This window comes from Modestobacter lacusdianchii, assembly GCF_054177765.1.
This window is the reverse complement of record NZ_JBJJTJ010000027.1, coordinates 1-23,761: the sequence shown is the minus strand read 5'-3', so window position 1 is coordinate 23,761 and position 23,761 is coordinate 1. Positions and strand designations below refer to the sequence as shown.

The 23,761-nt window shown below is 72.8% G+C and carries 23 protein-coding genes, 1 tRNA gene and 1 pseudogene; 16 read left to right on the top strand and 9 right to left on the bottom strand.

Features of this window, described 5'->3' with window-relative positions:
* Nucleotides 1-115: 115 nt before the first annotated feature.
* Nucleotides 116-718 carry a hypothetical protein gene (locus ACJTNH_RS16840; RefSeq protein WP_458177689.1) on the bottom strand — a complete coding sequence of 201 codons (603 nt, stop codon included), beginning with the start codon at nt 716-718 and terminating at the stop codon, nt 116-118.
* Between the two features lie 75 nt (nt 719-793).
* Between ACJTNH_RS16840 and era the strand changes: the two genes are divergently transcribed.
* From era to ACJTNH_RS16825, 3 genes are read left to right on the top strand one after another with little or no spacing between them, the layout of a single operon-like run.
* Nucleotides 794-1,711, top strand: coding sequence for a GTPase Era (gene era, locus ACJTNH_RS16835; RefSeq protein WP_458177687.1), 918 nt, complete (start codon nt 794-796; stop codon nt 1,709-1,711).
* A gap of 46 nt (nt 1,712-1,757) precedes the next feature.
* Nucleotides 1,758-2,504 carry a DNA repair protein RecO gene (gene recO / locus ACJTNH_RS16830; RefSeq protein ID WP_458177685.1) on the top strand — a complete coding sequence of 249 codons (747 nt, stop codon included), beginning with the start codon at nt 1,758-1,760 and terminating at the stop codon, nt 2,502-2,504.
* Nucleotides 2,501-3,271, top strand: coding sequence for an isoprenyl transferase (locus ACJTNH_RS16825; protein WP_458177683.1), 771 nt, complete (start codon nt 2,501-2,503; stop codon nt 3,269-3,271). Before recO ends, ACJTNH_RS16825 begins: the two co-directional genes overlap by 4 nt.
* A gap of 31 nt (nt 3,272-3,302) precedes the next feature.
* Here ACJTNH_RS16825 and ACJTNH_RS16820 read toward each other — a convergent pair whose 3' ends face one another.
* A complete protein-coding gene (locus ACJTNH_RS16820; RefSeq protein WP_458177681.1) occupies nt 3,303-3,644 on the bottom strand; it encodes an ArsR/SmtB family transcription factor in 342 nt (113 codons plus the stop codon).
* A gap of 65 nt (nt 3,645-3,709) precedes the next feature.
* On the opposite strand from ACJTNH_RS16820, the gene ACJTNH_RS16815 reads away from it, so the two are divergent.
* The gene (locus ACJTNH_RS16815; RefSeq protein ID WP_458177679.1) at nt 3,710-3,988 is read left to right on the top strand and encodes an antibiotic biosynthesis monooxygenase family protein; all 279 of its coding nucleotides are present in this window, start codon (nt 3,710-3,712) and stop codon (nt 3,986-3,988) included.
* Between the two features lie 3 nt (nt 3,989-3,991).
* Here ACJTNH_RS16815 and ACJTNH_RS16810 read toward each other — a convergent pair whose 3' ends face one another.
* Together ACJTNH_RS16810 and ACJTNH_RS16805 are read right to left on the bottom strand one after the other, a co-directional pair.
* Entirely contained in the window at nt 3,992-5,965 is a 1,974-nt protein-coding gene (locus ACJTNH_RS16810) for a methyl-accepting chemotaxis protein (protein WP_458177677.1), read from the bottom strand.
* Between the two features lie 121 nt (nt 5,966-6,086).
* A complete protein-coding gene (locus tag ACJTNH_RS16805) occupies nt 6,087-6,599 on the bottom strand; it encodes a hypothetical protein (protein ID WP_458177675.1) in 513 nt (170 codons plus the stop codon).
* Nucleotides 6,600-6,742: 143 nt separating this feature from the next.
* Here ACJTNH_RS16805 and ACJTNH_RS16800 point away from each other — a divergent pair, with 143 nt between their 5' ends.
* A complete protein-coding gene (locus tag ACJTNH_RS16800; RefSeq protein WP_458177673.1) occupies nt 6,743-8,155 on the top strand; it encodes a glycine--tRNA ligase in 1,413 nt (470 codons plus the stop codon).
* Between the two features lie 99 nt (nt 8,156-8,254).
* Here ACJTNH_RS16800 and ACJTNH_RS16795 read toward each other — a convergent pair whose 3' ends face one another.
* On the bottom strand, nt 8,255-9,325 hold the full coding sequence (locus ACJTNH_RS16795) for a type IV toxin-antitoxin system AbiEi family antitoxin domain-containing protein (protein WP_458177671.1): 1,071 nt from the start codon (nt 9,323-9,325) through the stop codon (nt 8,255-8,257).
* 362 nt (nt 9,326-9,687) lie between these two features.
* Here ACJTNH_RS16795 and dusB point away from each other — a divergent pair, with 362 nt between their 5' ends.
* The 6 genes from dusB to ACJTNH_RS16765 all read left to right on the top strand — a co-directional run bounded on the left by dusB (nt 9,688) and on the right by ACJTNH_RS16765 (nt 15,932).
* Nucleotides 9,688-10,845, top strand: coding sequence for a tRNA dihydrouridine synthase DusB (gene dusB / locus ACJTNH_RS16790; RefSeq protein WP_458177669.1), 1,158 nt, complete (start codon nt 9,688-9,690; stop codon nt 10,843-10,845).
* A 25-nt stretch (nt 10,846-10,870) separates the two neighbouring features.
* Nucleotides 10,871-11,329, top strand: coding sequence for an Rv0361 family membrane protein (locus tag ACJTNH_RS16785; RefSeq protein WP_458177667.1), 459 nt, complete (start codon nt 10,871-10,873; stop codon nt 11,327-11,329).
* A 67-nt stretch (nt 11,330-11,396) separates the two neighbouring features.
* Nucleotides 11,397-12,017 (top strand): YdcF family protein, encoded by a 621-nt coding sequence (locus ACJTNH_RS16780; protein ID WP_458177757.1) that lies wholly within the window; start codon nt 11,397-11,399, stop codon nt 12,015-12,017.
* A gap of 11 nt (nt 12,018-12,028) precedes the next feature.
* Nucleotides 12,029-12,538 (top strand): hypothetical protein, encoded by a 510-nt coding sequence (locus ACJTNH_RS16775; protein ID WP_458177665.1) that lies wholly within the window; start codon nt 12,029-12,031, stop codon nt 12,536-12,538.
* On the top strand, nt 12,538-15,369 hold the full coding sequence (gene dnaG / locus ACJTNH_RS16770) for a DNA primase (protein ID WP_458177663.1): 2,832 nt from the start codon (nt 12,538-12,540) through the stop codon (nt 15,367-15,369). Before ACJTNH_RS16775 ends, dnaG begins: the two co-directional genes overlap by 1 nt.
* Nucleotides 15,366-15,932, top strand: a complete 567-nt coding sequence (locus tag ACJTNH_RS16765) for a hypothetical protein (RefSeq protein WP_458177661.1) — start codon at nt 15,366-15,368, stop codon at nt 15,930-15,932. Before dnaG ends, ACJTNH_RS16765 begins: the two co-directional genes overlap by 4 nt.
* Nucleotides 15,933-15,953: 21 nt before the next feature.
* Here ACJTNH_RS16765 and ACJTNH_RS16760 read toward each other — a convergent pair whose 3' ends face one another.
* The gene (locus ACJTNH_RS16760) at nt 15,954-16,166 is read right to left on the bottom strand and encodes a hypothetical protein (protein ID WP_222193290.1); all 213 of its coding nucleotides are present in this window, start codon (nt 16,164-16,166) and stop codon (nt 15,954-15,956) included.
* A 74-nt stretch (nt 16,167-16,240) separates the two neighbouring features.
* Nucleotides 16,241-17,365 carry a diguanylate cyclase gene (locus ACJTNH_RS16755; protein WP_458177659.1) on the bottom strand — a complete coding sequence of 375 codons (1,125 nt, stop codon included), beginning with the start codon at nt 17,363-17,365 and terminating at the stop codon, nt 16,241-16,243.
* 93 nt (nt 17,366-17,458) lie between these two features.
* Between ACJTNH_RS16755 and ACJTNH_RS16750 the strand changes: the two genes are divergently transcribed.
* A tRNA-Asn gene (locus ACJTNH_RS16750) sits at nt 17,459-17,531 on the top strand.
* Nucleotides 17,532-17,825: 294 nt separating this feature from the next.
* Here the strand turns inward: ACJTNH_RS16750 and ACJTNH_RS16745 are convergent.
* Complete coding sequence (locus tag ACJTNH_RS16745) at nt 17,826-18,971, bottom strand: site-specific integrase (protein WP_113831233.1); 1,146 nt, start codon at nt 18,969-18,971, stop codon at nt 17,826-17,828.
* Between the two features lie 267 nt (nt 18,972-19,238).
* On the opposite strand from ACJTNH_RS16745, the gene ACJTNH_RS16740 reads away from it, so the two are divergent.
* From ACJTNH_RS16740 to ACJTNH_RS16725, 4 genes are all read left to right on the top strand, one after another.
* A complete protein-coding gene (locus ACJTNH_RS16740; protein WP_147252390.1) occupies nt 19,239-19,418 on the top strand; it encodes a hypothetical protein in 180 nt (59 codons plus the stop codon).
* Nucleotides 19,415-20,173 (top strand): hypothetical protein, encoded by a 759-nt coding sequence (locus ACJTNH_RS16735; RefSeq protein WP_113831231.1) that lies wholly within the window; start codon nt 19,415-19,417, stop codon nt 20,171-20,173. Before ACJTNH_RS16740 ends, ACJTNH_RS16735 begins: the two co-directional genes overlap by 4 nt.
* A 603-nt stretch (nt 20,174-20,776) precedes the next feature.
* The gene (locus ACJTNH_RS16730; protein ID WP_458177656.1) at nt 20,777-21,340 is read left to right on the top strand and encodes a DUF3618 domain-containing protein; all 564 of its coding nucleotides are present in this window, start codon (nt 20,777-20,779) and stop codon (nt 21,338-21,340) included.
* A gap of 66 nt (nt 21,341-21,406) precedes the next feature.
* Entirely contained in the window at nt 21,407-22,519 is a 1,113-nt protein-coding gene (locus ACJTNH_RS16725) for a YihY/virulence factor BrkB family protein (protein WP_458177654.1), read from the top strand.
* Between the two features lie 473 nt (nt 22,520-22,992).
* On the opposite strand, the pseudogene ACJTNH_RS16720 reads toward ACJTNH_RS16725, so the two are convergent.
* Nucleotides 22,993-23,631 (bottom strand): annotated as a pseudogene (locus ACJTNH_RS16720) (IS3 family transposase); the annotation flags it as partial.
* Nucleotides 23,632-23,761: the final 130 nt, after the last annotated feature.

The window sequence follows — 23,761 nt, the reverse complement described above, 5'->3', positions numbered from 1 at the left end:
AAGGCTCCTGCGCTTGATCGCGCGAGAGCTCGTGCACTTGATCGCGCGAAGGGTCGTGCGCTTGATCGCGCGAAAGCGCGTGCGCTTTCGCGCGATCAAGCGCGGGTGGGCGAGGTCAGGCGCGGGTGAGTGGGCGGTTCAGGGCGTCGGCGACGGCTGCGGGGTCGCGGACCCAGCGGGTGAAGGCCTCGTCGGTCTGGCCGTCCATGCCCAGGTGCCGCACGCTGATCTTCCGGCGGCCCGGCCGCCAGCCGCCCCGGCGCTTCGCCTTCGGCCAGCCGGACGGCGGGGGGCCGGCGACCACGTCGGTGACCAGCGCCAGCGGCACGATGCCGAAGGACGACGTCTGCCGCAGTCCGGCGATGTCGGTGGACAGCGCGTGGTCGCCGATGGTGAACCGGCCGGTGGAGACGACCAGCACGAGCAGGCCCAGGCCCAGCGCGATCGGGGCCTCGTCGGCGACCGCCGCGCCGCCGTCCCGCCAGGCCAGGAAGCCCAGCCACGCCGCGACCGCGAGCACGGTGAGCCCGACGACGACCGGGCCCGCCGGGTCGTACTGCCAGTAGCGCAACGCCCGGGGGGTGACCGTGACGCTGCGCTTGGGCCCGCGGCCGGCGAAGTAGCCGTAGCTGGTCACCTGGGTGACGTGCTGCTCGCGGGCCCGGGCCGCGGTCACGACCAGGGGCTCGCCGTCGTTGCGTCGCGACCGGGGGGGCATGCGGTTCATGATCCCAGGAGCGGCCCGGTGCCTGCCGCAGCGGTGCTGTCGGTGCGCAGTGGGAGACTGGACGGCGTGACCTCCTCCGATCAGCCGCCGTACCGCAGCGGCTTCGCCTGCCTGGTCGGCCGGCCCAACGCCGGCAAGACCACGCTGACGAACGCCCTGGTCGGCGAGAAGGTCGGCATCGTCAGCAACCGGCCGCAGACCACCCGGCACGCCATCCGCGGCGTCGTCCACCGCCCGGCCGGCCAGCTGGTGCTCGTCGACACCCCTGGGCTGCACAAGCCCAAGAGCCTGCTCGGGCAGCGGCTCAACGACGTCGTCCGGGACACGCTGTCCGAGGTCGACGTGATCGTCTTCTGCATCCCCGCCGACCAGCCCGTGGGCACCGGTGACGCGTTCATCGCCCGGCAGCTCAAGGAGGTCACCACCCCGGTCGTGCTGGTGGTGACCAAGACCGACGCGGCCAGCAAGAAGCAGGTCACCGAGCAGCTCGTCGCCGCCAGCAAGCTGGTCGAGGCCCGCGAGATCGTGCCGGTGAGCGCGGTCGCCGGCGACCAGGTCGAGCTGCTGGAGGACCTGCTGATCGGCCTGCTGCCCGAAGGTCCGCCGATGTACCCCGAGGAGCAGACCACCGACGAGGACGTCGAGCGGCAGATCGCCGAGCTGGTGCGTGAGGCGGCGCTGGAGAAGGTGCGCCAGGAGGTGCCGCACTCCCTGGCGGTCACCGTCGAGGAGATCAACCGCAGGCCCGACCCGCGCGACCCCGACGCCGTGTTCACCGAGGTGCACGCGCTGCTGCACGTCGAGCGCCCCAGCCAGAAGCCGATGCTGCTGGGCAAGGGCGGGGCCACGATCAAGGCGATCGGCACCGAGGCCCGGGTCGGGCTGGAGACGCTGCTCGGCGGCCGGGTGCACCTGGCCCTGCACGTGACGGTGCTGGGGGAGTGGCAGGACGACCCGAAGAAGCTCCAGCGGCTGGGTTACTGAGGCGGCCGGTGAGCACTCCGGCGTCCGGCACCGCTGAGGGCCGTCGATGAGCACCACCCCGCAGTCGCTCTACCGCGACGAGGGCATCGTGCTGCGCACCCAGAAGCTCGGTGAGGCAGACCGGATCGTCACGGTGCTCACCCGCCGCACCGGCAAGGTGCGGGCGGTGGCCAAGGGCGTGCGGCGCACCAAGAGCAAGTTCGGCGCCCGGCTCGAGCCGTTCAGCCACGTCGACCTGCAGCTCTACACCGGCCGCAACCTCGACATCGTCAGCCAGACCGAGTCGATTCGCGCCTACGGCACCGAGATCGTCGGCGACTACCGCGCCTACACCGCCGGTACCGCGGTGCTGGAGACCGCCGACCGGCTGACGGTGGAGGAGAAGGAACCGTCGCTGCGGATGTTCCTGCTGGTCGTGGGTGCGCTGCGCACCCTGGCCGAGGGCGAGAAGCCGCCGGCGCTGGTGCTCGACGCGTTCCTGCTGCGGGCGATGTCGGTGGCCGGCTGGGAGCCGGCGCTGGGCGACTGCGCCCGCTGCGGCGAGGCCGGCCCGCACCGGCACTTCTCCGTCCCGGCCGGGGGCACCGTCTGCCCGTCCTGCCGGCCCACCGGCTCGGCGATGCCGAGCCCGGTCACCATCGAGCTCATGGAGGCGCTGTTGTCCGGCGACTGGGCGCACGCCGAGGCCAGCCTCGGCACCAACCGGCGGGAGGGCAGTGGCCTGGTCGCCGCCCTGCTGCAGTGGCACCTGGAGCGCGGGCTGCGCTCGCTGCCGCTGGTGGACCGCACGTGAGCCCGGCGCGCGAGGTGAAGCAGCCGAACGCCCATCCGTCGGGGGCGAGGCCGCCGGCCATCCCGGCCGACAAGGTGCCGCACCACGTGGCGATCGTGATGGACGGCAACGGCCGGTGGGCCAAGCAGCGCGGGCTGCCGCGCACGGCCGGGCACGAGGCCGGCGAGGCCTCGCTGTTCGACTGCGTCGAGGGCGCCATCGAGCTGGGCATCGGGGCGATCAGCGCCTACGCCTTCTCCACCGAGAACTGGCGGCGCAGCCCCGAGGAGGTCCGCTTCCTGATGGGCTTCAACCGTGACGTGATCCGCCGCCGCCGCGACGAGATGCACGAGCTCGGCGTGCGGGTGCGCTGGGCCGGGCGTCGTCCGAGGCTCTGGCGCAGCGTGATCAAGGAGCTGGAGATCGCCGAGGAGCTGACCAAGGACAACGACGTCCTGACCCTCACGATGTGCGTGAACTACGGCGGCCGGGCCGAGATCGCCGACGCAGCCGCGGCGATCGCCCGGGAGGTCGCCGCCGGGCGGATCAAGCCCGACAAGATCACCGAGGAGACCGTCGCCCGGTTCCTCGACGAACCCGACATGCCCGACGTCGACCTGTTCGTGCGCAGCTCCGGGGAGAACCGCACCAGCAACTTCCTGCTCTGGCAGGCGGCCTACGCCGAGCTGGTCTTCCTGGACACGCTGTGGCCCGACTTCGACCGCCGGCACCTGTGGCAGGCCTGCGAGGAGTACGCCAGCCGGCAACGCCGCTTCGGCAGCGCCTAGCGATCCCCTCGCCCTGCGAGGGGGTCCTCCCTCAGGTGGTCTCGGTGCCGTGGGCGGCGTGGGCGAGGGCGTCGCGGACGATGTGCGCCACGTGCCCGTCGACCAGCCGGTAGTCGACCTCCCGGTGCCGGCGCACCCCGGTCACCAGGCCGGTGTCGCGCAGCACCCGCAGGTGCTGGGAGACCAGCGGCTGCGGCACCCCGAGCGCGTCCACCAGCTGGTGCACGCAGCGCGAGCCGTGCTCGTCGAGCAGCGTCACGATCGACATCCGCAGCGGTGAGGCCAGCGCGGCGAGCAGCTCGCTGGCGGCCTGGACGTCGGCGGGCACGGTCCGGGCTCCCGGCCGGGTCGACGGGGTCACGGACGCGGACATGGGACCATCGTCCGAGCGGCTGAGAACCGTTGTCAACTCTGTCCCCCACGAGGAGGCTGTCCGCGGTGTTCGCCGTCACTCGTCTGCGCGTGTCCGACGAGGCCGCCGTCCCGGCGTTCCTGACCGCGGCCGGCGAACTGCTGGCCGCGCTGCGCGAGCGCCCCGGCTTCGTCCGCGGTGAGCTGGGCCGGTCCGCCGACGACCCGTTGCTGTTCGCGCTGTGCACCACCTGGGACGGCGTCGGCGCCTACCGCCGCGGCCTGTCCGCGGCCGAGGTGAAGATCGCCGGGGCGCCGGTGTGGGTGCACGCCCTGGACGAGCCGGGCGTCTACCTCACCGACTGAGGCTCAGGGCAGCTCGAACCGGGCGACCAGCCCGCGCAGCTCCTCGGTGATCGACGCCAGCGCCGCTGCCGTCTCCCGGGTCGACTCGGTGGAGTCCGCGGTCGAGCGGGCCGCCTCGGTCACCGACCGCACGTTGGCGCTGACGCCGTCGGTGCCGCTGGCGGCCTCGGCGACGTTGCGGCTCATCTCCGCGGTCGTGGCGCTCTGCTCCTCCACGGCCGAGGCGATGGTCTGCTGGAAGTCGTTGACCTGCCCGACGACCGCGGCGATGCCGGCGATCGACTCCGCCGCGCCGGCCGTGTCGGCCTGGATCGCCTCGACCCGCCGGACGATGTCCTCGGTGGCCCGCTGGGTCTCCTGGGCCAGCTCCTTGACCTCGTTGGCCACCACCGCGAAGCCCTTGCCCGCCTCACCGGCGCGGGCGGCCTCGATCGTCGCGTTGAGGGCGAGGAGGTTGGTCTGCTCGGCGATCGAGGTGATCGCCCCGACCACGTCGCCGATCTGCCGGGAGGACTCCCCGAGCCGGGCGACCATCGCGGTCGTCTCCTGGGCGGCGGCCACGGCCGAGGCGCCGACCCGGGCGGCCTCGGAGGTCGAGTGCGCGATCTCCCGGATCGAGGCGCCCATCTGCTCGGCGCCGGCCGCGACGGTGCGCACGTTGTCGCTGACCGCCTCGGTGGCGGCCCGGGCCGTGCCGGCGAGCTCGGTGCCGCGGGCGGCGTCCCGGGCGACGTCCTCGGAGAGCCCGCGCAGCTGCTCGGAGGCGCCGGAGAGGTCGCTGGTGCGGTCGCGCACGGCGTTCAGCGCGCCGGCCATGTCCTCCAGCGACCGGTTCAGCGCGGCCGCGAGCGTGCGCACCTCATCGGTGCCCGACTCCGGCAGCCGGGGCCGCAGGTCGCCGTCGGCGACCTGCTCGAGCGCGGTGACGGCGCGGTCGAGGGGCCGGGTGAGGGCACGGGCCACCAGCAGCGCGACGACGGCGACGACCGCGGCCACCAGCACGGCGACCAGCAGCACCGCGCGCAGCAGGGACGACGCCGGGGCGACCGCGTCGGCGAGGTCCTCGCTCAGCACGACGCCCCAGCCGTAGCCGGCGAACCCGAGCGCCCCCTGGGACGCCGACCAGCCGCGGACCTTCTCCACCTCGGAGCCGGTGCCGTCGGCGAGGTCGTCGGTGCCGTGCCCGGACTCCCCGGCGACGAGCGCGGCCGCGGCGGGGGAGTCGCCGGCGGTGAGGTCCAGCCCGTCCTCGGCGCCCGGCCCGACCAGCACGACGCCGTCGCTGCGCAGCATCTGGGCGGTCACGTCGAGGCCGCGGGTCTGCAGCCCGGCGACCTGCTCGTCCATGATCTGCCCGATCACCCGCGGCACCGAGGCCCAGTTGACCCACAGCCGCTGCACGCTGCCGTCGGCGCCGTAGACCGGCGCGGCGAACACCAGGGTGGCGTCGTCCCGGCCGGTGGCCGCGGCGACCAGCGGGTCGACCTCGGGGTCCTGCACGTAGGTCTTGCCGGCGGGCAGCGCCAGCGCCTCGGCGAACCACGGGCGGGTGGACAGGTCGGCACCGGCGTAGCCGGCCGGGTCGATCGCCTCGCCGTCCCCGGTGACGCTGTTGCCGGCGACCACCCGGCCGCTCAGGTCGACCACCAGGAGCAGGTCGTAGATGACGTAGTTGGTGCTGTAGAAGTCCGCCGCGGCGGCGACGGTGGCCGGGTCGGCGGCGGCGTCGGGGTTGAAGGCGAAGGCCTGCACGTCGCCGTAGCGCTCGAACAGGTTCCGGTCGATCTTGTCGATCGTGGAGCGGGCCTCGCTCTGCAGCAGCTCGCCGGAGTTGCGGACCCAGTCGCCCTCGCTGCGCTGCCAGGCGAAGACGCCGAGGCCGGCCAGCGGGACGGTGGAACAGGCGAGCACGACCAGCACCAGCAGGACACGCAGGGAGCGCAGTCGCAGGGCCGTCGTGATGCGGTGGCCGATCATCGTTCCTCGCTCCGGGACGCCACCTCGCTCCGGGAGCCCGGGCGCAGGTGTACAGCCGGGAGATCGGCAGTCCGCCCGCCCGGCGTGACCCGAACAGGCAGCTGACCTGCGAGAAGACCACTCAGTTCCGGATCGGCTCGGCTCGCTCGACGGTGGTGACGGCCTGCCGGAGGGCGGTCAGGTCGTCGGCCAGCGCGGTGGTGACGTCGTTCGACCCGGCCAGTCGCTGGTCCAGCGAGTCGGCCAGCTGCTCCGCCTCGCGCACCTCCCGGCCCTCGCCGCGCAGGGTGCGCAGCCGCAGCTGCAACGCCCGCAGCTCCAGGCGGACGGCGGCGGTGACCAGCACCTCGTCGACCACGCGGCCGGGCTGTTCGGCCGCCCGGCCGATCTCCACCGACAGCTCGTCCAGGCCGCGGTCCAGGTCGGCGGTGTACACGGCCCAGGCAGCGGCCTCCGCCTCCTGGCACTGCACGTGCACCCGGCGGAGCCGGTCGCGCAGCGGGGCGAGCACCCCGCGCACCGCCGCGGCGGTGCCCGGGTGGTCACGGCAGAGCTCCGCGGTGGCCCGGGCCAGCCGCTGGTCGACGGCTGCCGGACGGGAGGTGGGGAGGACGGTCGTCCCGGTGGCGGTCACGCGCCGGACGGTAGGGACGCCGCGAGGTCGACGGCCACCGCATCCCGGTGAACTCCCGGTGGCCGGTGCGGCCGGGACCCGGGCCGGGGCGCCGACTACCGTCTGGGGGTCACTCGCCGACACCCCAGCCGGATGGAGCCCCCGTGCCCAGCGACACCGCCCCCGCCCGTACCGCCGACCCCGCCCGCCTGGAGAAGGTGGTCAACCTCTGCAAGCGCCGGGGGTTCGTCTTCCCCTCCGGTGAGATCTACGGCGGCACCCGCTCCGCCTGGGACTACGGGCCGCTGGGCGTGGAGCTGAAGGAGAACATCAAGAAGCAGTGGTGGCGCACCGTCGTCCAGAGCCGGGACGACGTCGTGGGCCTGGACTCCTCGGTGATCCTGCCCCGCCAGGTGTGGGTGGCCTCCGGTCACGTCGGGGTGTTCACCGACCCGCTGACCGAGTGCCAGAACTGCCACAAGCGCTTCCGGGCCGACCACCTCGAGGAGGAGTTCGAGGAGAAGAAGGGCCGCACCCCGGAGAACGGCCTGGCCGACATCACCTGCCCCAACTGCGGGGTCAAGGGCCAGTGGACCGAGCCGCGCGACTTCAACATGATGCTGAAGACCCACCTCGGCCCGGTCGAGGACGAGTCGGGGCTGCACTACCTGCGCCCGGAGACCGCGCAGGGCATCTTCGTCAGCTTCGCCAACGTGATGGGCGCGGCCCGGAAGAAGCCACCGTTCGGCATCGGCCAGATCGGCAAGTCCTTCCGCAACGAGATCACCCCCGGCAACTTCATCTTCCGCACCCGCGAGTTCGAGCAGATGGAGATGGAGTTCTTCGTCAAGCCCGGCGAGGACGCCGAGTGGCACCAGTACTGGATCGACGAGCGCACCCGCTGGTACACCGACCTGGGCATCTCCCCGGACAACCTGCGGCACTACGAGCACCCGAAGGAGAAGCTGAGCCACTACTCGACGCGCACCGTCGACATCGAGTACCGGTTCGGCTTCACCGGCTCGGAGTGGGGCGAGCTCGAGGGCATCGCCAACCGCACGGACTTCGACCTGAAGACCCACTCGGAGCACTCGGGCACCGACCTGTCCTACTTCGACCAGGCCTCCGGTGAGCGCTGGACGCCGTACGTCATCGAGCCGGCGGCCGGGCTGACCCGCTCGCTGATGGCCTTCCTGGTCGAGGCCTACACCGAGGACGAGGCGCCCAACGCCAAGGGCGGCGTCGACACCCGCACGGTGCTCAAGCTCGACCCGCGACTGGCGCCGGTGAAGGCCGCCGTCCTGCCGCTGTCGCGCAACGCCGACCTCTCGCCGAAGGCCCGCGGCCTGGCCGCCGAGCTGCGCGCGAACTGGAACGTCGACTTCGACGACGCCGGCGCGATCGGCCGCCGCTACCGTCGCCAGGACGAGGTCGGCACGCCCTTCTGCATCACCGTCGACTTCGACACCCTCGAGGACGACGCGGTGACCATCCGCGAGCGCGACACGATGTCCCAGGAGCGGGTCGCCCTCTCCCAGGTCGTCAGCTACCTGGGGTCCCGCCTCCCCGGCTGCTGACCGGGTCGCCGCCCGGGCTGGGCTGCTGCCGCCCGGGTCAACCCGGCTGACCTGACGTTGAGCCGTGCCGCGGCGCGGCTCAACGTCAGGTCGACCGGCTCACCCCCCCCCGACCAGGTCGTCGGCCCGGATCAGCCAACCGTCGTCCCCGTCCGACGGGTTCCGGTGCCGGCCGGTGGGTCGCGGGACCTCGGTCCAGTCCCGAGTCGGTGGACCGGGGGTGGACAGCATCCGCCGGACCAGGCGGTCGAAGTCTGCGCGCCGGCTGTCCAGGTCGACGGCGGCGGCACGGACGAACCGGATGCCCCGGGACCGGAGCTCGTCCTCGGCCCGCTTCTCCTGCCAGAGCTCGTCGTTCGGGGTCCGCCCGAACGCCGGACGGCGGTACTTCACCCGGCCGTCGAATTCGAGGGCCACGGCCTGCTCGGGGTACCAGCCGTCGACGACCTTCACCAGCCTGCCGTCGACGTGCAGCTCCACCTGCGGGACGTACGGCGGCAGGCCGAGCGCAGCGATGGTCAACCGGCCGTGGGTCTCCAACCACGACTCGGCCCGGCCGTCGGCGAGCGCGACTGCCCGAACGCTCCGTGGCACGCCGGGCACGCACGCCTGCCGCTCCAGCACCCGGGCCAGCTCGTCCCTCGTGGTCAGCCCGCGCAGCAGGGCGGCGTCGACGGCGGCGACGGCGTACAGCTCCGGCCAGTCCCGGGCGAGGTCGACGACGGTGCGCGCCGGGGTCGTGACCCGGTAGGCGCCGCGCACGGTGACCTCGTCGGCAGGCAGCTCGGCCCGGGTCATCAGCCACCCACGCCCCCGGCGCCACCGGTGCGGGTCGGTCAGCTCGACCGTCGGCGGGACGGACCTCGGACGGGGCAGGCCCCAGACCCACGCAGCCGTCGCACCACTCAGGACGGCGGACGGCCGGGCCAGGCCCGCGGTGACTGCCAGGGCGTCGAGCCCGGGACGCCGTGCTGTCCGCTCCACCTCGGCCAGGTCGTGCGCGGTGACGAAGACCCCGGTGCGCAGCCGCACCCACGCCCCGGCCCGCACCGCCGTCCGGACCTCGCTCTCCGCGATCCCCGCGCCAGCGAGATCGGCGGTGGTGAATATGCCCAACCGACGGCGTCCGGGCTCGTCGACGGCCATCGGGACGGGCACCGGCACGGTCATCCCGGCAGCCTGACCGGCCGCAGCGTGCGGGACGGGTGCTCGGGACCACCGGTGGACGGGCCGCTCACCCGGGGACATCGGCGGGCGCCTCGGCCGTCGGCCTGCTAGCCGTCGACCGGGTCGACCCTCTGCACCTGATGTCGAGCCGCGCCACGGCACGGCTCGAGGCCAGGCCAGCCGGGTTGACCCGCCCCGCCGTCCTGGACCCCAGCCATGAGCCGCCGACCGGGTCAACCCTCTGCACCTGAGGTGGAGCCGTGCCACGGCACGGCTCAACCTCAGGTCGCCCGGGTTGACCCGCCTAGCCGAGCCGGCCCGGCCGTGAGCCCGGGCACACGGCGCAGCCACCTACCCTGGACGGCGTGACCAGCACCCTCGAGCGCACGGCGGCGCTGCCCCCGCTGCAGCTCGGCGGGCTCACCGTCGACCCGGCGGTGGTGCTCGCGCCGATGGCCGGCATCACCAACCCGGCGTTCCGCACGTTGTGCCGGGAGTTCGGCGCCGGCCTCTACGTCTGCGAGATGATCACCACGCGGGCGCTGGTGGAGCGCAACGAGAAGACCCTGCAGATGGTGCAGGCCGCGCCCGGTGAGGCCGACGCGTTCAGCGTGCAGCTCTACGGCGTCGACCCGGCCACCGTGGGGCGCGCCGTGGAGATGCTGGTCGACGAGCACGTCGCCGGCACCCGTCCGGCGCACATCGACCTGAACTTCGGCTGCCCGGTGCCCAAGGTGACCCGCAAGGGCGGCGGCTCGGCGCTGCCCTGGCACCGCGTGCTGCTGCGCGACATCGTCCGTGCCGCGGTCGGGGCCGCCCGCGACGTCCCGGTGACGATCAAGACCCGGATCGGGATCGACGCCGACCACGTCACCTACCTCGACGCCGGCCGGATCGCCCAGGACGAGGGCGCCGCCGCGATCACCCTGCACGGCCGCACCGCCGACCAGCTCTACAGCGGCACCGCCGACTGGGCACCCATCGCCCGGCTGGTCGAGACCGTCGACATCCCGGTGCTCGGCAACGGTGACCTCTGGGAGGCCGACGACGCGCTGCGGATGGTGGCCGAGACCGGCTGCGCCGGCGTCGTGGTCGGCCGCGGCTGCCTGGGTCGGCCGTGGCTGTTCGGCGACCTGGCGGCCGCGTTCGCCGGCTCGGCGCGCCGCACGCTGCCGACCTTCCGCGAGGTCGCCGCGATCATGCACCGGCACGCCACGCTGCTGGCCGCCGACCAGGGCGAGGTGCACGGCTGCACCGACTTCCGCAAGCACGTCGCCTGGTACCTCAAGGGGTTCTCGGTCGGCTCCGACGTCCGGCGGGCGCTGGCCATGGTGTCCGGGCTGGACGAGCTGGCCGAGCTGCTCGGCCGCATCCCCGACCAGCCCTACCCGGAGGCGGTGCTCGGTGCCCCGCGCGGGCGCACCAGCCCGCCGCGGCCGGTGGCGCTGCCCGAGGGCTGGCTGGACGACCGCGACGACCCGCGCCCACCGGCCGGGGCCGAACTGCTGGTGGGCGGCGGATGACCCCCACCGGGACAGGAGCCGACCAGTGACGCAGGGCCCCTTCCTCTACGACGACGACCCGGCGCCGCTGCACACCGGCACGCCGCGCAACCGCAACGGCACGCTGCTGGCACTGCTCGGCGCCACGGTGCTGATCGCGGTGCTCATGGTGGGCGGCATGACCCTCTACAAGGGGTCGGGGGAGGACCAGTCGCGCGAGGTGGCCGGGGTCTTCGCCGCCGCGCTGTCCCAGGGTGACGTCGAGACCGCCTACGGGCTGATCTGCGACGACGTCCGGGCCCGGGTGGCCCCCGACCAGCTGGTGGAGGAGTTCCTGCAGCCGGGCACCCCGGAGGTGACCGGGTCGCGCGAGACCGAGGTCGACGGCGAGCCGGCGCAGCTGGTCCAGGTGCGCTGGGACGACGGTGGGGCGGTCACGACGACCGAGCTGACCGTCGTCCCCGAGGGCGGCACGAAGGTCTGCGGCACGAGCGCGGCGGGCTGAGCGGCACGCCGTCCCCAGGCCCGGCACCGACGTCAGCCGGGCGTGGTACCCATGACGGGTGGCAGGGATGGCGGGGCGGCTGGCCGTCCGGGTGCTGGGGGCGTTGGTGACGGCGGCGGTGCTGCTGACCGGGTCCACGGCGCTGGCCATCTGGTGGACGGCGCGGCAGGACGCCCGCCCGGGGTCCGACGCGATCGTGGTGCTCGGCTCGGCCCAGTACAACGGCGTCCCCTCGTCGATCTTCGAGGCCCGGCTGGAGCACGCCCTGCGGCTGTTCGAGGACGGCGTCGCGCCGCGGATCGTCACCGTGGGCGGCCGCGCCGCCGGTGACGAGTTCAGCGAGGCCGAGGCCGGCCGGCAGTACCTGGCCGAGGCGGGGGTGGACGACGACGCCCTGCTCGCCGTCGAGGAGGGCGTCGACACGCTGGAGAGCATGCGGGCGGTGGGCGCGGAGTTCGACGACCGCGGCTGGCAGACCGCCGTGCTGGTGACCGACCCGTGGCACGTCATGCGCGCCGAACGGATGGCCGAGGACGCCGGCATCACCGCCAGCAGCTCGCCGACCCGGCAGGGCCCGGCGGTGCACACCCGCACGACGCAGTTCAGGTACATCCTGCGCGAGACCGCCGCGTACCTGCTCTACCGCGCCACCGGCGAGAGCGTCGCCGGGGCGCCGGGGATCGGCTGAGGAGGAGGACCGTGCTGGAGCTGGGCAAGAGCGGGTCGCACGGCGCCGCGAAGGGCACCGTGCCGGTGCTGGAGGGCGAGGCCGTGGTGGCGACGCTGCGGGCGGCCAACTGGAAGGAGGCCGCGACCGCCGTCATCGGCGACCGCACCTGGGTGTTCGGCAAGCAGGGGCGTGAGCTGACGGCCCGCTGGGAGGCCGAGCCGGACGACGCCGTGCGGCTGCGCGCGCGGCAGACGTCGCTGTGGAAGGGCACCTGGCAGCTGGAGCTCGACGGCGCGACCGTGGAGATGACCAGCAGCTCGTGGTGGCGGGGCACGCACCGCTACACCGCCGGCGGGCGCACCGTGGCCGAGAGCGGCACCACCGGTGGCTGGTCGCCCCGGCCCACGCTCACCGCGGACGACGACCTGCCGCTGGCCACCCGGGTGTTCCTGCTCTGGATCGAGCTGGTGGTCACCCGGCGGAACAACGCCGTCGTCCTCGGCGCGACGTCCGCGGCGGTCATCGGCGGGACCAGCTGATGGCCGGCCGGGGACGCATCCGCGCTGCGGACATCGCGCTGGTCCGCGAGCGCACCAAGATCGACGAGATCATCGGCGAGCACCTGCAGCTCAAGCGCGCCGGCGGCGGCAGCTTGAAGGGGCTGTGCCCGTTCCACGACGAGAAGTCGCCGTCCTTCCAGGTCACCCCGTCGAGAGGGCTCTACCACTGCCTGGCGGGCGAGACCGGGGTGCTCACCGAGGACGGCACCATCCCGATCCGCGAGCTCGCCGGCAAGACCGTGCGGGTGCTGAACGGCGACGGTGGCTGGGTCGAGGCGCCGTTCCGTAGCTACGGCGTCCAGCGGTTGATGCGCCTGACGCTGACCCGCAACGGCCGGACGAAGGTCGTGCACGCGACGGACGAGCACCGGTGGTTCGTCCCGTCGGGCGGCCTGCGACAGCAGCGCTGCGAGAAGCTCACCAAGGACCTGCGGCCAGGCGACCGCCTCTCGCACTCGTTCCCGGTCAGCCGCGTGCTCAACCCGGCCACCCGGCCTTCGCCGTTCGGCGTGGCGCGTGGGCTGGTCTACGGCGACGGCACCCGTGACGGACGAGGTTCGATCGCCGTTCTCTACGGCGACAAGGACGCACAGCTCGCGCACTTCTTCGATGGCTGCCGAAGCTGGTCCGACGAGCGGGGCACCCGCTTCTACGGGCTGCCCGCCTACTTCAAGGACGAGCGTCCGTCCCTGGACGACGACACCTCGTACCTGCTCGGCTGGCTGGCCGGCTACTTCGCGGCCGACGGCTGCGTGGCCGAGGACGGCGACGCGATCCTCAACTCCGCGAACCCGGACGACCTGGAGTACGTGCGGCGGCTGTGCACCCGGCTGGGCATCGGGACCTTCGGCATCGCGAAGCAGAACCGGGTCGGCATCGACGGCGTCCCGAGCGACATCTACAACTTGCGCTTCATGACCAAGGGCTTGCCCGAGTCGTTCTTCCTGATCGACCAGCACCGCGAGCGGCACCTGGCCTGGGACAAGAAGTACGAGCGGAAGAACTGGGTCGTCCAGTCGGTCGAGTGGAGCGACCGGGTCGAGGAGGTCTACTGCGCCGAGGTGCCCGGCACGCACGCCTTCACGCTCGAGGACAACCTGCTCACCGGCAACTGCTTCGGGTGCGGGGTCGGTGGCGACGTCATCCGGTTCGTGCAGGAGATCGACCACCTGTCCTTCTCCGAGGCGGTCGAGATGCTGGCCGGCCGGGCCGGGGTGCAGCTGAAGTACGAGGACGACGGTGGCCGCGCCACCGCCGGCCCGGACCGGGCGCACGCCGGGCAGCGAGCCCGGCTGGTCGCGGCGAACACCGCGGCCGCTGAGTTCTACGCCGCGCAGCTGATGACCCCCGAGGCCGCGCCGGCGCGCAGCTTCCTCGCCGACCGGGGCTTCGACCGGCAGGTGGCGCTGGACTTCCACTGCGGCTACGCCCCCGGCGGCTGGGACACCCTGACCCGGCACCTGCGCGGGCTGGGCTACACGCAGGAGGAGCTGGTCACCGGCGGGCTGGCCAAGGAGTCGTCGCGGGGCACGCTGATCGACCGGTTCCACCGCCGGCTGATCTGGCCGATCCGCGACCTCACCGGTGACGTGATCGGGTTCGGCGCCCGCAAGCTGATGGACGACGACCCGGGCCCGAAGTACCTCAACACCCCGGAGACGCCGCTCTACAAGAAGAGCTCGGTGCTCTACGGCGTGGAGCGCGCCAAGCGCGACATCGCCCGCAACCACCAGGCCGTGGTCGTCGAGGGCTACACCGACGTGATGGCCTGCCACGTGGCCGGGGTGACCACCGCGGTCGCCTCCTGCGGCACCGCGTTCGGCCCGGAGCACATCAACGTGCTGCGCCGGCTGCTGATGGACCAGGACGAGTTCCGCGGGGAGGTGGTCTACACCTTCGACGGCGACGCGGCCGGCCAGGCGGCGGCGATGAAGTCGTTCAAGGAGGACCAGCGCTTCGTCGCGCAGACCTTCGTCGCGGTCGAGCAGGAGGGCCGCGACCCATGCGAGCTGCGCCAGGCGCACGGCGACGCCGCGGTGCGCGACCTGATCGCCCGGCGCACCCCGCTGATCGAGTTCGTGCTGCGGACGATGCTGGGCGAGTACGACCTGGACACCGTGGAGGGCCGGGTCGCCGCGCTGGAGAAGACCGCCCCGCTGCTGGCCCAGATCAAGGACCACGCGCTGCGCCCGGCCTACGCCCGCCGGCTGGCCGGCCTGCTCGGCCTGCCCGACGAGAGCGAGGTCGTGGCGCGGGTGCGGGCACTGACGGGGGACACCGGCGGCAGCCGCCCCAAGCAGCGGCCGCGCACCCCGCAGCGCACCCCGGACGACGCGGCGGTGGAGGTGGAGCGCGAGGCGGTGAAGGCTGCGCTGCAGTGCCCGGAGATCGCGGGGCCGTCCTTCGACGCCGTGGAGCCGGGCTCCTACACCCACCCCGACTACGCGGCGGTGGCCGCGGCGGTGCAGGCCGCCGGGGGAGCGGCCGGGGCGACGGCGACCGGGCCGGCCTGGCTGGACGAGGTGTCGGCGCACTGTGACCGGGAGTCGGCGAAGGCGATGCTCACCGCGCTGGCGGTCGAGCCGCTGCACGCGGTGGGGGAGAACGACCCCACCTACGTGAACGCGCTGATGGCCCGGCTGCACGAGATGGCGACGGTCCGGGAGATCGCGGCGCTGAAGGGCAAGCTGCAGCGCACCAACCCGATCGAGGCCCAGGACGAGTACATGCGGGCGTTCAAGAAGCTGATGGACCTCGAGCAGCTGGCCATCTCGCTGCGCAAGCGCGCGGCCGGCGGCCTGACGCCGTGAGCCTGCTCGGGCTGGTGCGCGCGCGGTTCGCCCGCCCGCCCGAGCCGGTGCGCGCCGCCGTCGACGCGGCCGCCGACGAGCGGGTGCTGGCCTGGGGGGAGCGGGTGGACGGCGGCTGGACGGTCGCCACCTCGCGGGGGCTGCGCGTCGTCCCGCCAGCGGGGGCCGAGCACTCCGACGTCCCGGTGCTGGGGTGGCACGAGATCGGCACCGCGCGGTGGGCGGCGGCCGGGGCGGGCGGCACGTTCACGGTGGTGCCGCTGACCGAGGTGGAGCTGGGGGTGCAGGCCCGGCAGCCGGCGCAGCGGCACGTGCTGCGCACCGCCGGTGAGCTGCCCGGCGTGCTGCGCACCCGGGTCGACCGCACCGTGGTGACCAGCCAGCGGCACCCGTTGCCCGGCGGTGGCGCGGTGCTGCTGGTGGCCCGGCGGGTGCCGGGTCAGGCGGCCCGGGAGTGGACGGTCGTGTTCGACGACGACGCCGACCGGGACGACCCGGCGGCCCGCGAGGCGGCCCGGCAGCGGCTGGCCGCGGCGGTCGACGCCGACGACCCCACCCGCTGACCCCCGGGCCGCCTCAGCGGGTCAGCGGGGGCCGGTCTCGTTGCCCAGCCGGGTCTTGACCGAGTCGACCGCGGCGTCGGCGCGGGCCTGGGCCATGCCGGCGGCGGTCTGCAGGCGCGGGTCGTCCTTGGCGTGCTGGTAGACGCGGCGGATCTGCTCGTAGCGCTCGCGGCCGGCCCGGGCGCCGAGGACGTAGCCGGCACCGAAGCCGGCGAGGAAGGACAGCTTGGCCACGGGGGACCTCCTGGGTTCGGGGGAAGCGATGACGCTACCGGCCGGCCCCGGAGGTCACCCGGTGAGCCCGCAGGTCACCGGGCGAGCGCCGCATCACGGTCTCGTCGGGCGTGGACGACGCGGTCGCGCCCGGCGCGCTTGGCCGCGTACAGCGCCCGGTCGGCGGTGCTGAGCAGCCCGAGGACAGCGGCCGCCGGGTCGGAGTCGGTGGGCAGGTGGGCGGTGGCCACCCCGACGCTGACCGAGACCGCGGGCAGGTCGGGCCCGGTGGTCTCGTGCACCGCGGTGCGCAGCCGCTCGGCGGCGGCGACGACGTCCGCGGCGGCCGGGAAGTGCGCGACCCAGCCGAGCTCCTCGCCACCGAGCCGGACCAGCAGGTCGTCGGCGCGGGCCACCCGGGTCAGCGTCTGGGCGACGGCGGTGAGCACCCGGTCGCCGACCGCGTGGCCGTGGGTGTCGTTCACGTTCTTGAAGTGGTCCAGGTCGATGGCCATCACGGTCACCGGCTCGCCCACCGCGGCGGCCGCGCGCAGGAGGGCGCCGGCGCGCTCCTCGATCCCACGCCGGTTGGCCAGCCCGGTGAGCGGGTCGGTGACGGCGAGGGTGCGGGCCAGGTCGCGGGCGGCCTGCATGCGGCGGACCAGGATGGTGACGACGCTGATCGGCGCGACCACCATGGCGACCATGGTCAGCGCCGCGTAGACGCGCAGCACCGGCGGTGCCGGGAGGCTGAGGCTGATGACGACCACACCCGCGACGGCGACCGCGGTGGTGAGGGCCACGCCGCGGGCCCGCAGCAGCATGGCCGAGGCCACCGGGACGACGACCAGGGCGGCGGCGCACATCCAGCGGACGTTGAGGTCGTCGAGGCCGATGCCCAGGACGACCATCACGGTGGTGGCCAGGGCGATCAGCGTGCCGCTGTCCCGGGGGCCGAGCCGGCGGCGCAGCGCCACGTAGCCGGCCATCGCCGTCCACACCGTCGCGCCGGCGGCGCCGAGGCGGGCGTCGCCGAGTGCCCCGACCGACCACCGGTAGGCGCTGAGCGCGTACAGCGGCAGCGCGGCGGTGAGGCAGATGGCGAACAGGGTGGCGGCACCCCACTCCGCGTGGGCGGTGGCCCTCGCCACCACCGATCGCCACGCCGTCCCCATGGAGAGGACGTCGGCACCGGTGAGTCGTGACTGGAGCGTCGTCACCCTGGTGGGGGACGACGCGCCCGGAGACCCCCGCCGGGAGCACCGCCGGCGGTGGGGTAACCTCTACGAGCGCGCGGGCACACCACCCGCCGTTCCCCCGTAGCTCAATTGGCAGAGCATGCGACTGTTAATCGCAGGGTTACTGGTTCAAGTCCAGTCGGGGGAGCAAAAGCGCAGGTCAGCCGACAAGTCTGGTCAACCCGTGCGGATAAAATGTCCAAAGAACGACCAAGATACGTTTGCCACGACCGGTCGGCGGGTTGCTGTCGATCCTTGATCAGGACCCCCGGGACGGTGTCGGGACGCGCTTGCAGACGGGGGCCGTTGTTCTGGCACGCCGGACCGCCACGGTCCCCGGAGACGGCGGCACGTGGTCTCACCGTGAGCACGGTGAGGTGGCGCGAATTGCCTGACAGGTCGTCCGGAAGGCGCTCGGTTGGAAGACCGGGGGACGGGCCTGCTAGCGGGACCGCTGGAGCGCTGCAGCGGCCTCGGGGCTCGCGTGACCGCGCCCCAGGTAGACGTCCTGGGTGAGGCTGGGCCGGCTGTGCCCGAGGTGGTCGGCGATCTGCCGAGCGGACAGGCCGGCGTCGTCAAGCCGGGTCGCGACCGTCTTGCGGAACACGTGCGAGGTGACCCACGGGAACTCGGCGCGGTCGAGAGCCGCGCGCAGGTCGCCGCTGGTGTTGCTCGGATCGCGCAATCGGCCCTGCGGGCTGGGAAAGATGACCAAAGGGTCCGCGTCAGGTCTCGGGTGGACGGCGAGTCGGCGGCGGAGCAGGTCGACAACGGCTGACGGAAGCACGAGGGTGCGGCGGCCCGCGGTGGACTTGGGGGAGTCCTGGATAACCAGTCCCAGCCCGCGGATACGGATGACGGTGGCATCGACCGTGAGGGTGGCCGCTTCGAGGTCGACCGCGGAGGGCTGGACAGCGCACGCCTCGCCGATGCGCACGCCGGTGCCGAGCATGAAGTCGACCAGGTCCGGCAGGTCCCGGCGCACCGCGTCGGGGTCGGCGGCCAGTCGGGCCCGCAGTTGGCGGGTCTCCTCGACGGTCAGCGCCCGGGGGCCGCGGGACGTGCGGGGTGCGCGCCGGCTCGCGGCTTCCCGGACCGGGTTGGCGGGCAGCAGCCCGTGGCGCACGGCCAGGCCGAGGACGCCGGACAGGACGCTGCGGGTGGACTTGGCCGCGGCGGCCCCGTGGCTGCTGCTCACCGCGGCGAGTAGCCGGTTGACGGCGGGGACGGTCACCTCGCGCAGTCGCAGCTCGCCCAGTCCGGGCAGGATGTAGGACTCGACGGTGAACCGGTACAGCCGCTTGGTGCCCCAGGCCAGGTCGCTGTCGTCCACCTCGGCGAGCCAGAGGGCCGCCACCTCGCTGAGCCGACTGGTAGCGCTGGCGACCGGATCGTCCCCGGTGCCGCGGTCACGCAGCGCCTCGCGGAGCCGCCGCTCGGCGTGCGCGCGGCTGGATCCGTAGCGGGTGACCAGACGACGGTGGCCGTCGTAATCCCGAAAGCTCGCGCGTGCCCGCACCCGGTTCTTGCCGAGCACGAGAAAGTCGATCTTGCCGAAGGTGCCGACCGGCAGCGGCGGCCTTCCCATGCGACTCCTTCCGCTCTGGCATGCGCGCAATCGCCCACCTTGCTGTCAGACCAGGCATTCTCGCCGCAGTATGCGATCCGCTGTCCCGCTTCGGCCCAGCCCTGTGGACGTCCCCGGGCCTGTGGACATGCACCTGACCGGACTCCCGTCGACGGATCTCATGGGAGCTGGAGGCCGTGGGCTCCGCTTCAGGACGAAACTGTCAGTGCCGATGGGCATAGTGGAGACGTCCACTGGGGTGAACGCTGAATGAGGGAGGAGAGCGGGATGCCGGTCGTCGAGACGCTGTCCGTGGAGGAGGCGAGACGTCGCCGCGACGAGGTCCTCGCCTCCGTGGGTGGAGACGAGTGCGACCTCCGCGAACGCGCCGCCCGATACATGCTCAACGCCGAGGAGCTCGCCGCTCTGACCGAGCTCGATGAGCTCGACTTCCTCCTGTCGGAGTGACCACCGGCGACGCCCTCGTAGCCGAAGCGCAGCGCTTCGCCACTGACCTGACCGTCACAGTCCGGGCCGTGGTCGGTGACCACGTCGAAGCTTTTCGTGCGCGGGCGCTTCACCATCCCGGCCTCGACCACGTCAGCGTCCACCAGGAACCGCGCACCGGGATCCCGTTGACCGTCAATGGAGCTCCGCTTCTGAACCTCACGGCGGAGTACTACTGCGTCTGGGACAGCCCGGGGCAGTTCCTGGCAGTCGACGAGTCCGCCGTCAAGGTCTATGCCGGTGCGAAGGCAGCCGGCGAGCCGCTGTTTCGGTACGAGTACATCCGCGCGACGACAGGTGATGTTCCCGGAGCCCACGTCCAGATCCACGGGCACCGGGACGCTCTCGCATTCGTGATGACACGAGCCGGTAGTGGATCACCTCGGGGTCAGCAACTGGCCGGACGGGTCGCCCAAGGCGCCGCGGTACCTCGCATGTCGGACCTGCACTTCCCGGTAGGTGGAACCCGCTTCCGTCCCTGCCTGGAAGACGTCCTCGACATGCTGGTCCGGGAGCTCGGCGTGGATCATGAGCATGCATGGCGAGACGCGCTCGCGGATGGGCGCGAGCGGTGGCGCCGCATGCAGACCGCAGCCGTCGTGCGAGACGCGCCCAGCGAAGCCATCGCAGCGCTGACGGCGCTGGGTTACGAGATCCATCTACGCGACGGCGCGGTGGCCCCCCAAGGCAACCGCGACCGTCTGCGTGAGCTGTAACGCGGTAGACGACCCACCGACCCACCGACCCACCGGCCGCGAGTAGAGGCGAAGCTGCGGACTCGTCCGACTCCATGCCCCGCGACCGGGTTCACCTCCCAGCGTGCACGAGGTGTGAGGCGCATGATCTTGATCTACCGTCAGTAGCGGCTCATGCCGCTACTGACGGCTCGGGGGGAGTCGCTTGAGGGCGGTCTGCTGGAGGTGTAGCGGTGCGGTCCGGTGAGTCTGTGGGTCGCCCAGGCGGGTGCGTGCGCTCGGGGTGCCGGGCAGGTGGGCCGTCCGCAGTCGTCCGGTGGTGCGTCGGCGGGTGGTCGACGGCCATCGGCGGTACGCAGGGAGCGCTGTCGTGGGGCTAGGCGGACACCGTGCTCGCCGACGTCTCGGCCCCGCTGTAAGAGGGACGACGGGGGAGCGGTGACTCATCGGTACGACCGGCAGCGGGATGCTCCGGTGAAGCAGAGCACCAGGATCGACCGAGGGGCCGGTCGAGCGGGTCCGGGAGGCGCTGCGCGAGGTCGAGCGGTGGCTGGAGTGGGCGCCGCCGGCGACCTCGGTGCCACACCTCGACGACCGGCCGCTCGCGGTCGGGTCCCGGCCCGGGTGGAGCAGCCCCGGATCCCGCTGACCGAGTACGTGCTGACCGAGCTCGAGCCGAGCGCGGTCGTCCTGTGCGCCGTTGCCGGCGTCCTCGCCCTCCCGGGCAAGAAGGACGTCAGCGAACGGGACGGCCGCCGGTGCCGTCCGAGCGATCGTCGCCGTCCAGGCCGATATCGCCACTGTCAAGGAGGCGATGCGATGGTGAGCGCCTCGCGCAGCCGGCCGGCCGGTGATCGGGGGAGGAGCGGTGCGCTGGCGGACCCGGACCAGATCAAGGCCGAGATCGAGCCCACCCGCGAGCAGCTGGCCCGCACCGTGGACGAACTGGCCGCCAGATCTGCGGGGCGGCGTCCTGGTGGCACCGTGTCCGGAGTCATCTTCAAGCAGGTCAGGAAACGGGTGGCGGACCAGGAGGACGCCCCCGGCGCCCTGCAGAGCGAGTGTTGGAGGCGGGAGGTCGTGCTGGCCGGGCCGTTCAGGCCGCGATCTTCGCCGCCACCAAGGCCCAGCGACCGCGCCGGAGGCCGTGGCTTCAGCAAGCTCAACGGCACGTGGCTGGGCGACTGACCGCCATCTGCGCCCGGGCCGAAGCGGCCACTTCGAGCCGTTGCGGTCACCACTTCAGGAGGATCCATGGCCGGCACCCATCACCGAGAGAGCGCCGTCGACCGCATTCGTCAACGGGTGGAGGAGAAGGCCGCCCGGCGGGCGGCGGCGAAGGGGACCGCTGCGGCGCCGCCTCGACAGAGCGATCCGCACGCTCCGCCGCCCGGCGCGCCGGGCCCCGAGCGACTGCCGGGCATCACAGCGGCGAAGCCGACCGACATCCCGTGGCGCGGCTGGAAGCAGATCGTCAAGCGGGCGTGGGCCGAGAACAAGGCCGACAACATGCCGATCATCGCCGGCGGCGTCGCCTTCTTCGGCTTCCTGGCGATCTTCCCGGCCTTACTCGCGATGATCTCGATCTACGGCCTCGTCGCTTCCGCGGAGACGGTGGCCCGCCAGGTCGAGGAGCTCTCCGCCCAACTACCGCAGAGCGCTGCAAGCCTGATCGAGCAGCAGCTGAGCGACATCGTCGACAGCAGCGGCGGGGCGCTGACCTTTAGCCTCGTCGCCTCGGTGCTAGGTGCGCTGTGGAGCGCCTCCGGTGGTGTCAACAGCCTGATCACCGCGGTCAACCTGGCTTATGATGAGGTGGAGACCCGTGGCTTCATCAGGCTGCGGCTGATCTCCCTGGCCCTGACGCTCGGCGCGATCGTGTTCGTGCTGCTGACGTTCACGCTGGTTGCCGTCGTCCCGCAGCTGCTCGATGCCCTGCCCCTCGGCCCGTTCGGCACGGTGCTCGCGCAGATCGTGCGCTGGGGGCTGCTGCTCTTCGTCATGGCCGGGTCGCTGGCGGTGCTGTACCGGGTCGCGCCGGACCGCGATGCCCCGCGGCTGCGGTGGGTGAGCCTCGGCTCGATTGTGGTCACGGTCATTTGGGCGGTTGTCAGCCTGCTGTTCAGCCTCTATGTCAACAACTTCGGCAGCTACGACAAGACCTACGGCACCATCGCCGGCGTCATCGTCCTGATGCTGTGGCTGTACCTGACGTGCTACCTGATCTTGCTCGGCGCGGAGATCAACTCCGAGGCCGAGCACCAGACGGCTGCTGACACCACCACCGGCGATCCCCAACCCATGGGTTCGCGCGACGCCACGATGGCCGACACGCTCCCCGACCCGGCTGAGCCCACCAAGGATTGAAGGACCCCGCCCCGACCCGCTTCCACGACCAGCGCGGCCCGTATGCCAGAGCCGCTCACTACATGGAACTCCGTCGGGTGCCGGTGAGCGGCGGCTGGACTCAGATGGAACTCCGTCGGGTGTCGGTGAGCGGCCGCTGGACTCAGCGGGCACGGTGAGGTGCCACCACCTCGCGGGGACCGGTGCGGGGCAGTGCCTGCCTGGATGCCCATCGAGCGTCCGGCCGGGGCACGGTGAACGCCAGTGCATGAGTCGGCACTAGCGAGGTCACCAATTCTCCGGACCGAGGGCCGGCCAGACTGGTTTCCTCGCTCGGGCGACGGGGGTATTTGCAAGCGACGGTCGATGCCTCGCTCGTTCATAGAGGCGGCATGTCATCCACCACGAGGAGGACTCCGTGGCGTCGATCCGCAGCCCGCTGCTCGAGGGCGACAGGAGAGCGGGACTGCTGCACGGACAGGTGACAGGTTGGGTCAGGCAGCCTGAGTTGCCTGTGTGGGGTCGATCATCTCGTATTCGATGGGCGTGAGGCGGCCGAGGGCGGCTTGCCGTCGTCGGCGGTGGTAGGTCTTCTCAATCCAGGTGACGATCGCAATCCGTAGCTGCTGGCGGGTGGTCCAGGTCTGCCGGTCTAGGACGTTCTTCTGGAGCAGGCTGAAGAAGGACTCCATGGCGGCGTTGTCCCCGCAGGCGCCGACCCGGCCCATCGAGCCGACCAGCTGGTGGCGGCTCAGCGCACGGACGAACTTCCGGCTCCGGAACTGCGATCCTCGGTCCGAGTGCACGATGCAGCCGGCCACCGTCTCGCCGGCGGCACGGCGCATCGCGACCGCGTTGGCCAGCGCGGTGACCGCGAGCCGGGACTTCATCCTCGAGTCGATGGAGTACCCGACGATGCGGTTGGAGTGCAGGTCCTTGACCGCGCACAGGTAGAGCTTGCCCTCGCCGGTCTTGTGCTCGGAGATGTCGGTCAACCACACCGTGTTGGCCGCAGCGGCGATAAACCGGTGACGGGTCACCCCGTGGGCATCGACGGTGGCCAGCAGGTCATCGTGCACCGGCGGGCCGGCCTTCTTCGCCTTGCCGCGGCGGGGCTTGCCGAACGCCGACCACCAGCTGTCCCGCCCCGGGTTCAGTGGAGACTCGGAACTGACGCGGCGACGGTAGCCGCCGCGATGTTGTGCCGGTAGAAGGTGTCCTCGTGCTCGGCCGGTGGAACGAGGCCGATCTCGCCGTGCAGGC

Coding starts and splice junctions, on each gene's coding strand:
- ACJTNH_RS16840 (WP_458177689.1), bottom strand. CDS start 718: ATGCCCCCCCGGTCGCGACGCAACGACGGCGAGCCCCTGGTCGTGACC.
- recO (WP_458177685.1), top strand. CDS start 1,758: ATGAGCACCACCCCGCAGTCGCTCTACCGCGACGAGGGCATCGTGCTG.
- ACJTNH_RS16820 (WP_458177681.1), bottom strand. CDS start 3,644: ATGTCCGCGTCCGTGACCCCGTCGACCCGGCCGGGAGCCCGGACCGTG.
- ACJTNH_RS16810 (WP_458177677.1), bottom strand. CDS start 5,965: ATGATCGGCCACCGCATCACGACGGCCCTGCGACTGCGCTCCCTGCGT.
- ACJTNH_RS16795 (WP_458177671.1), bottom strand. CDS start 9,325: ATGACCGTGCCGGTGCCCGTCCCGATGGCCGTCGACGAGCCCGGACGC.
- ACJTNH_RS16780 (WP_458177757.1), top strand. CDS start 11,397: ATGGCGGGGCGGCTGGCCGTCCGGGTGCTGGGGGCGTTGGTGACGGCG.
- dnaG (WP_458177663.1), top strand. CDS start 12,538: ATGGCCGGCCGGGGACGCATCCGCGCTGCGGACATCGCGCTGGTCCGC.
- ACJTNH_RS16745 (WP_113831233.1), bottom strand. CDS start 18,971: ATGGGAAGGCCGCCGCTGCCGGTCGGCACCTTCGGCAAGATCGACTTT.
- ACJTNH_RS16740 (WP_147252390.1), top strand. CDS start 19,239: ATGCCGGTCGTCGAGACGCTGTCCGTGGAGGAGGCGAGACGTCGCCGC.
- ACJTNH_RS16725 (WP_458177654.1), top strand. CDS start 21,407: ATGGCCGGCACCCATCACCGAGAGAGCGCCGTCGACCGCATTCGTCAA.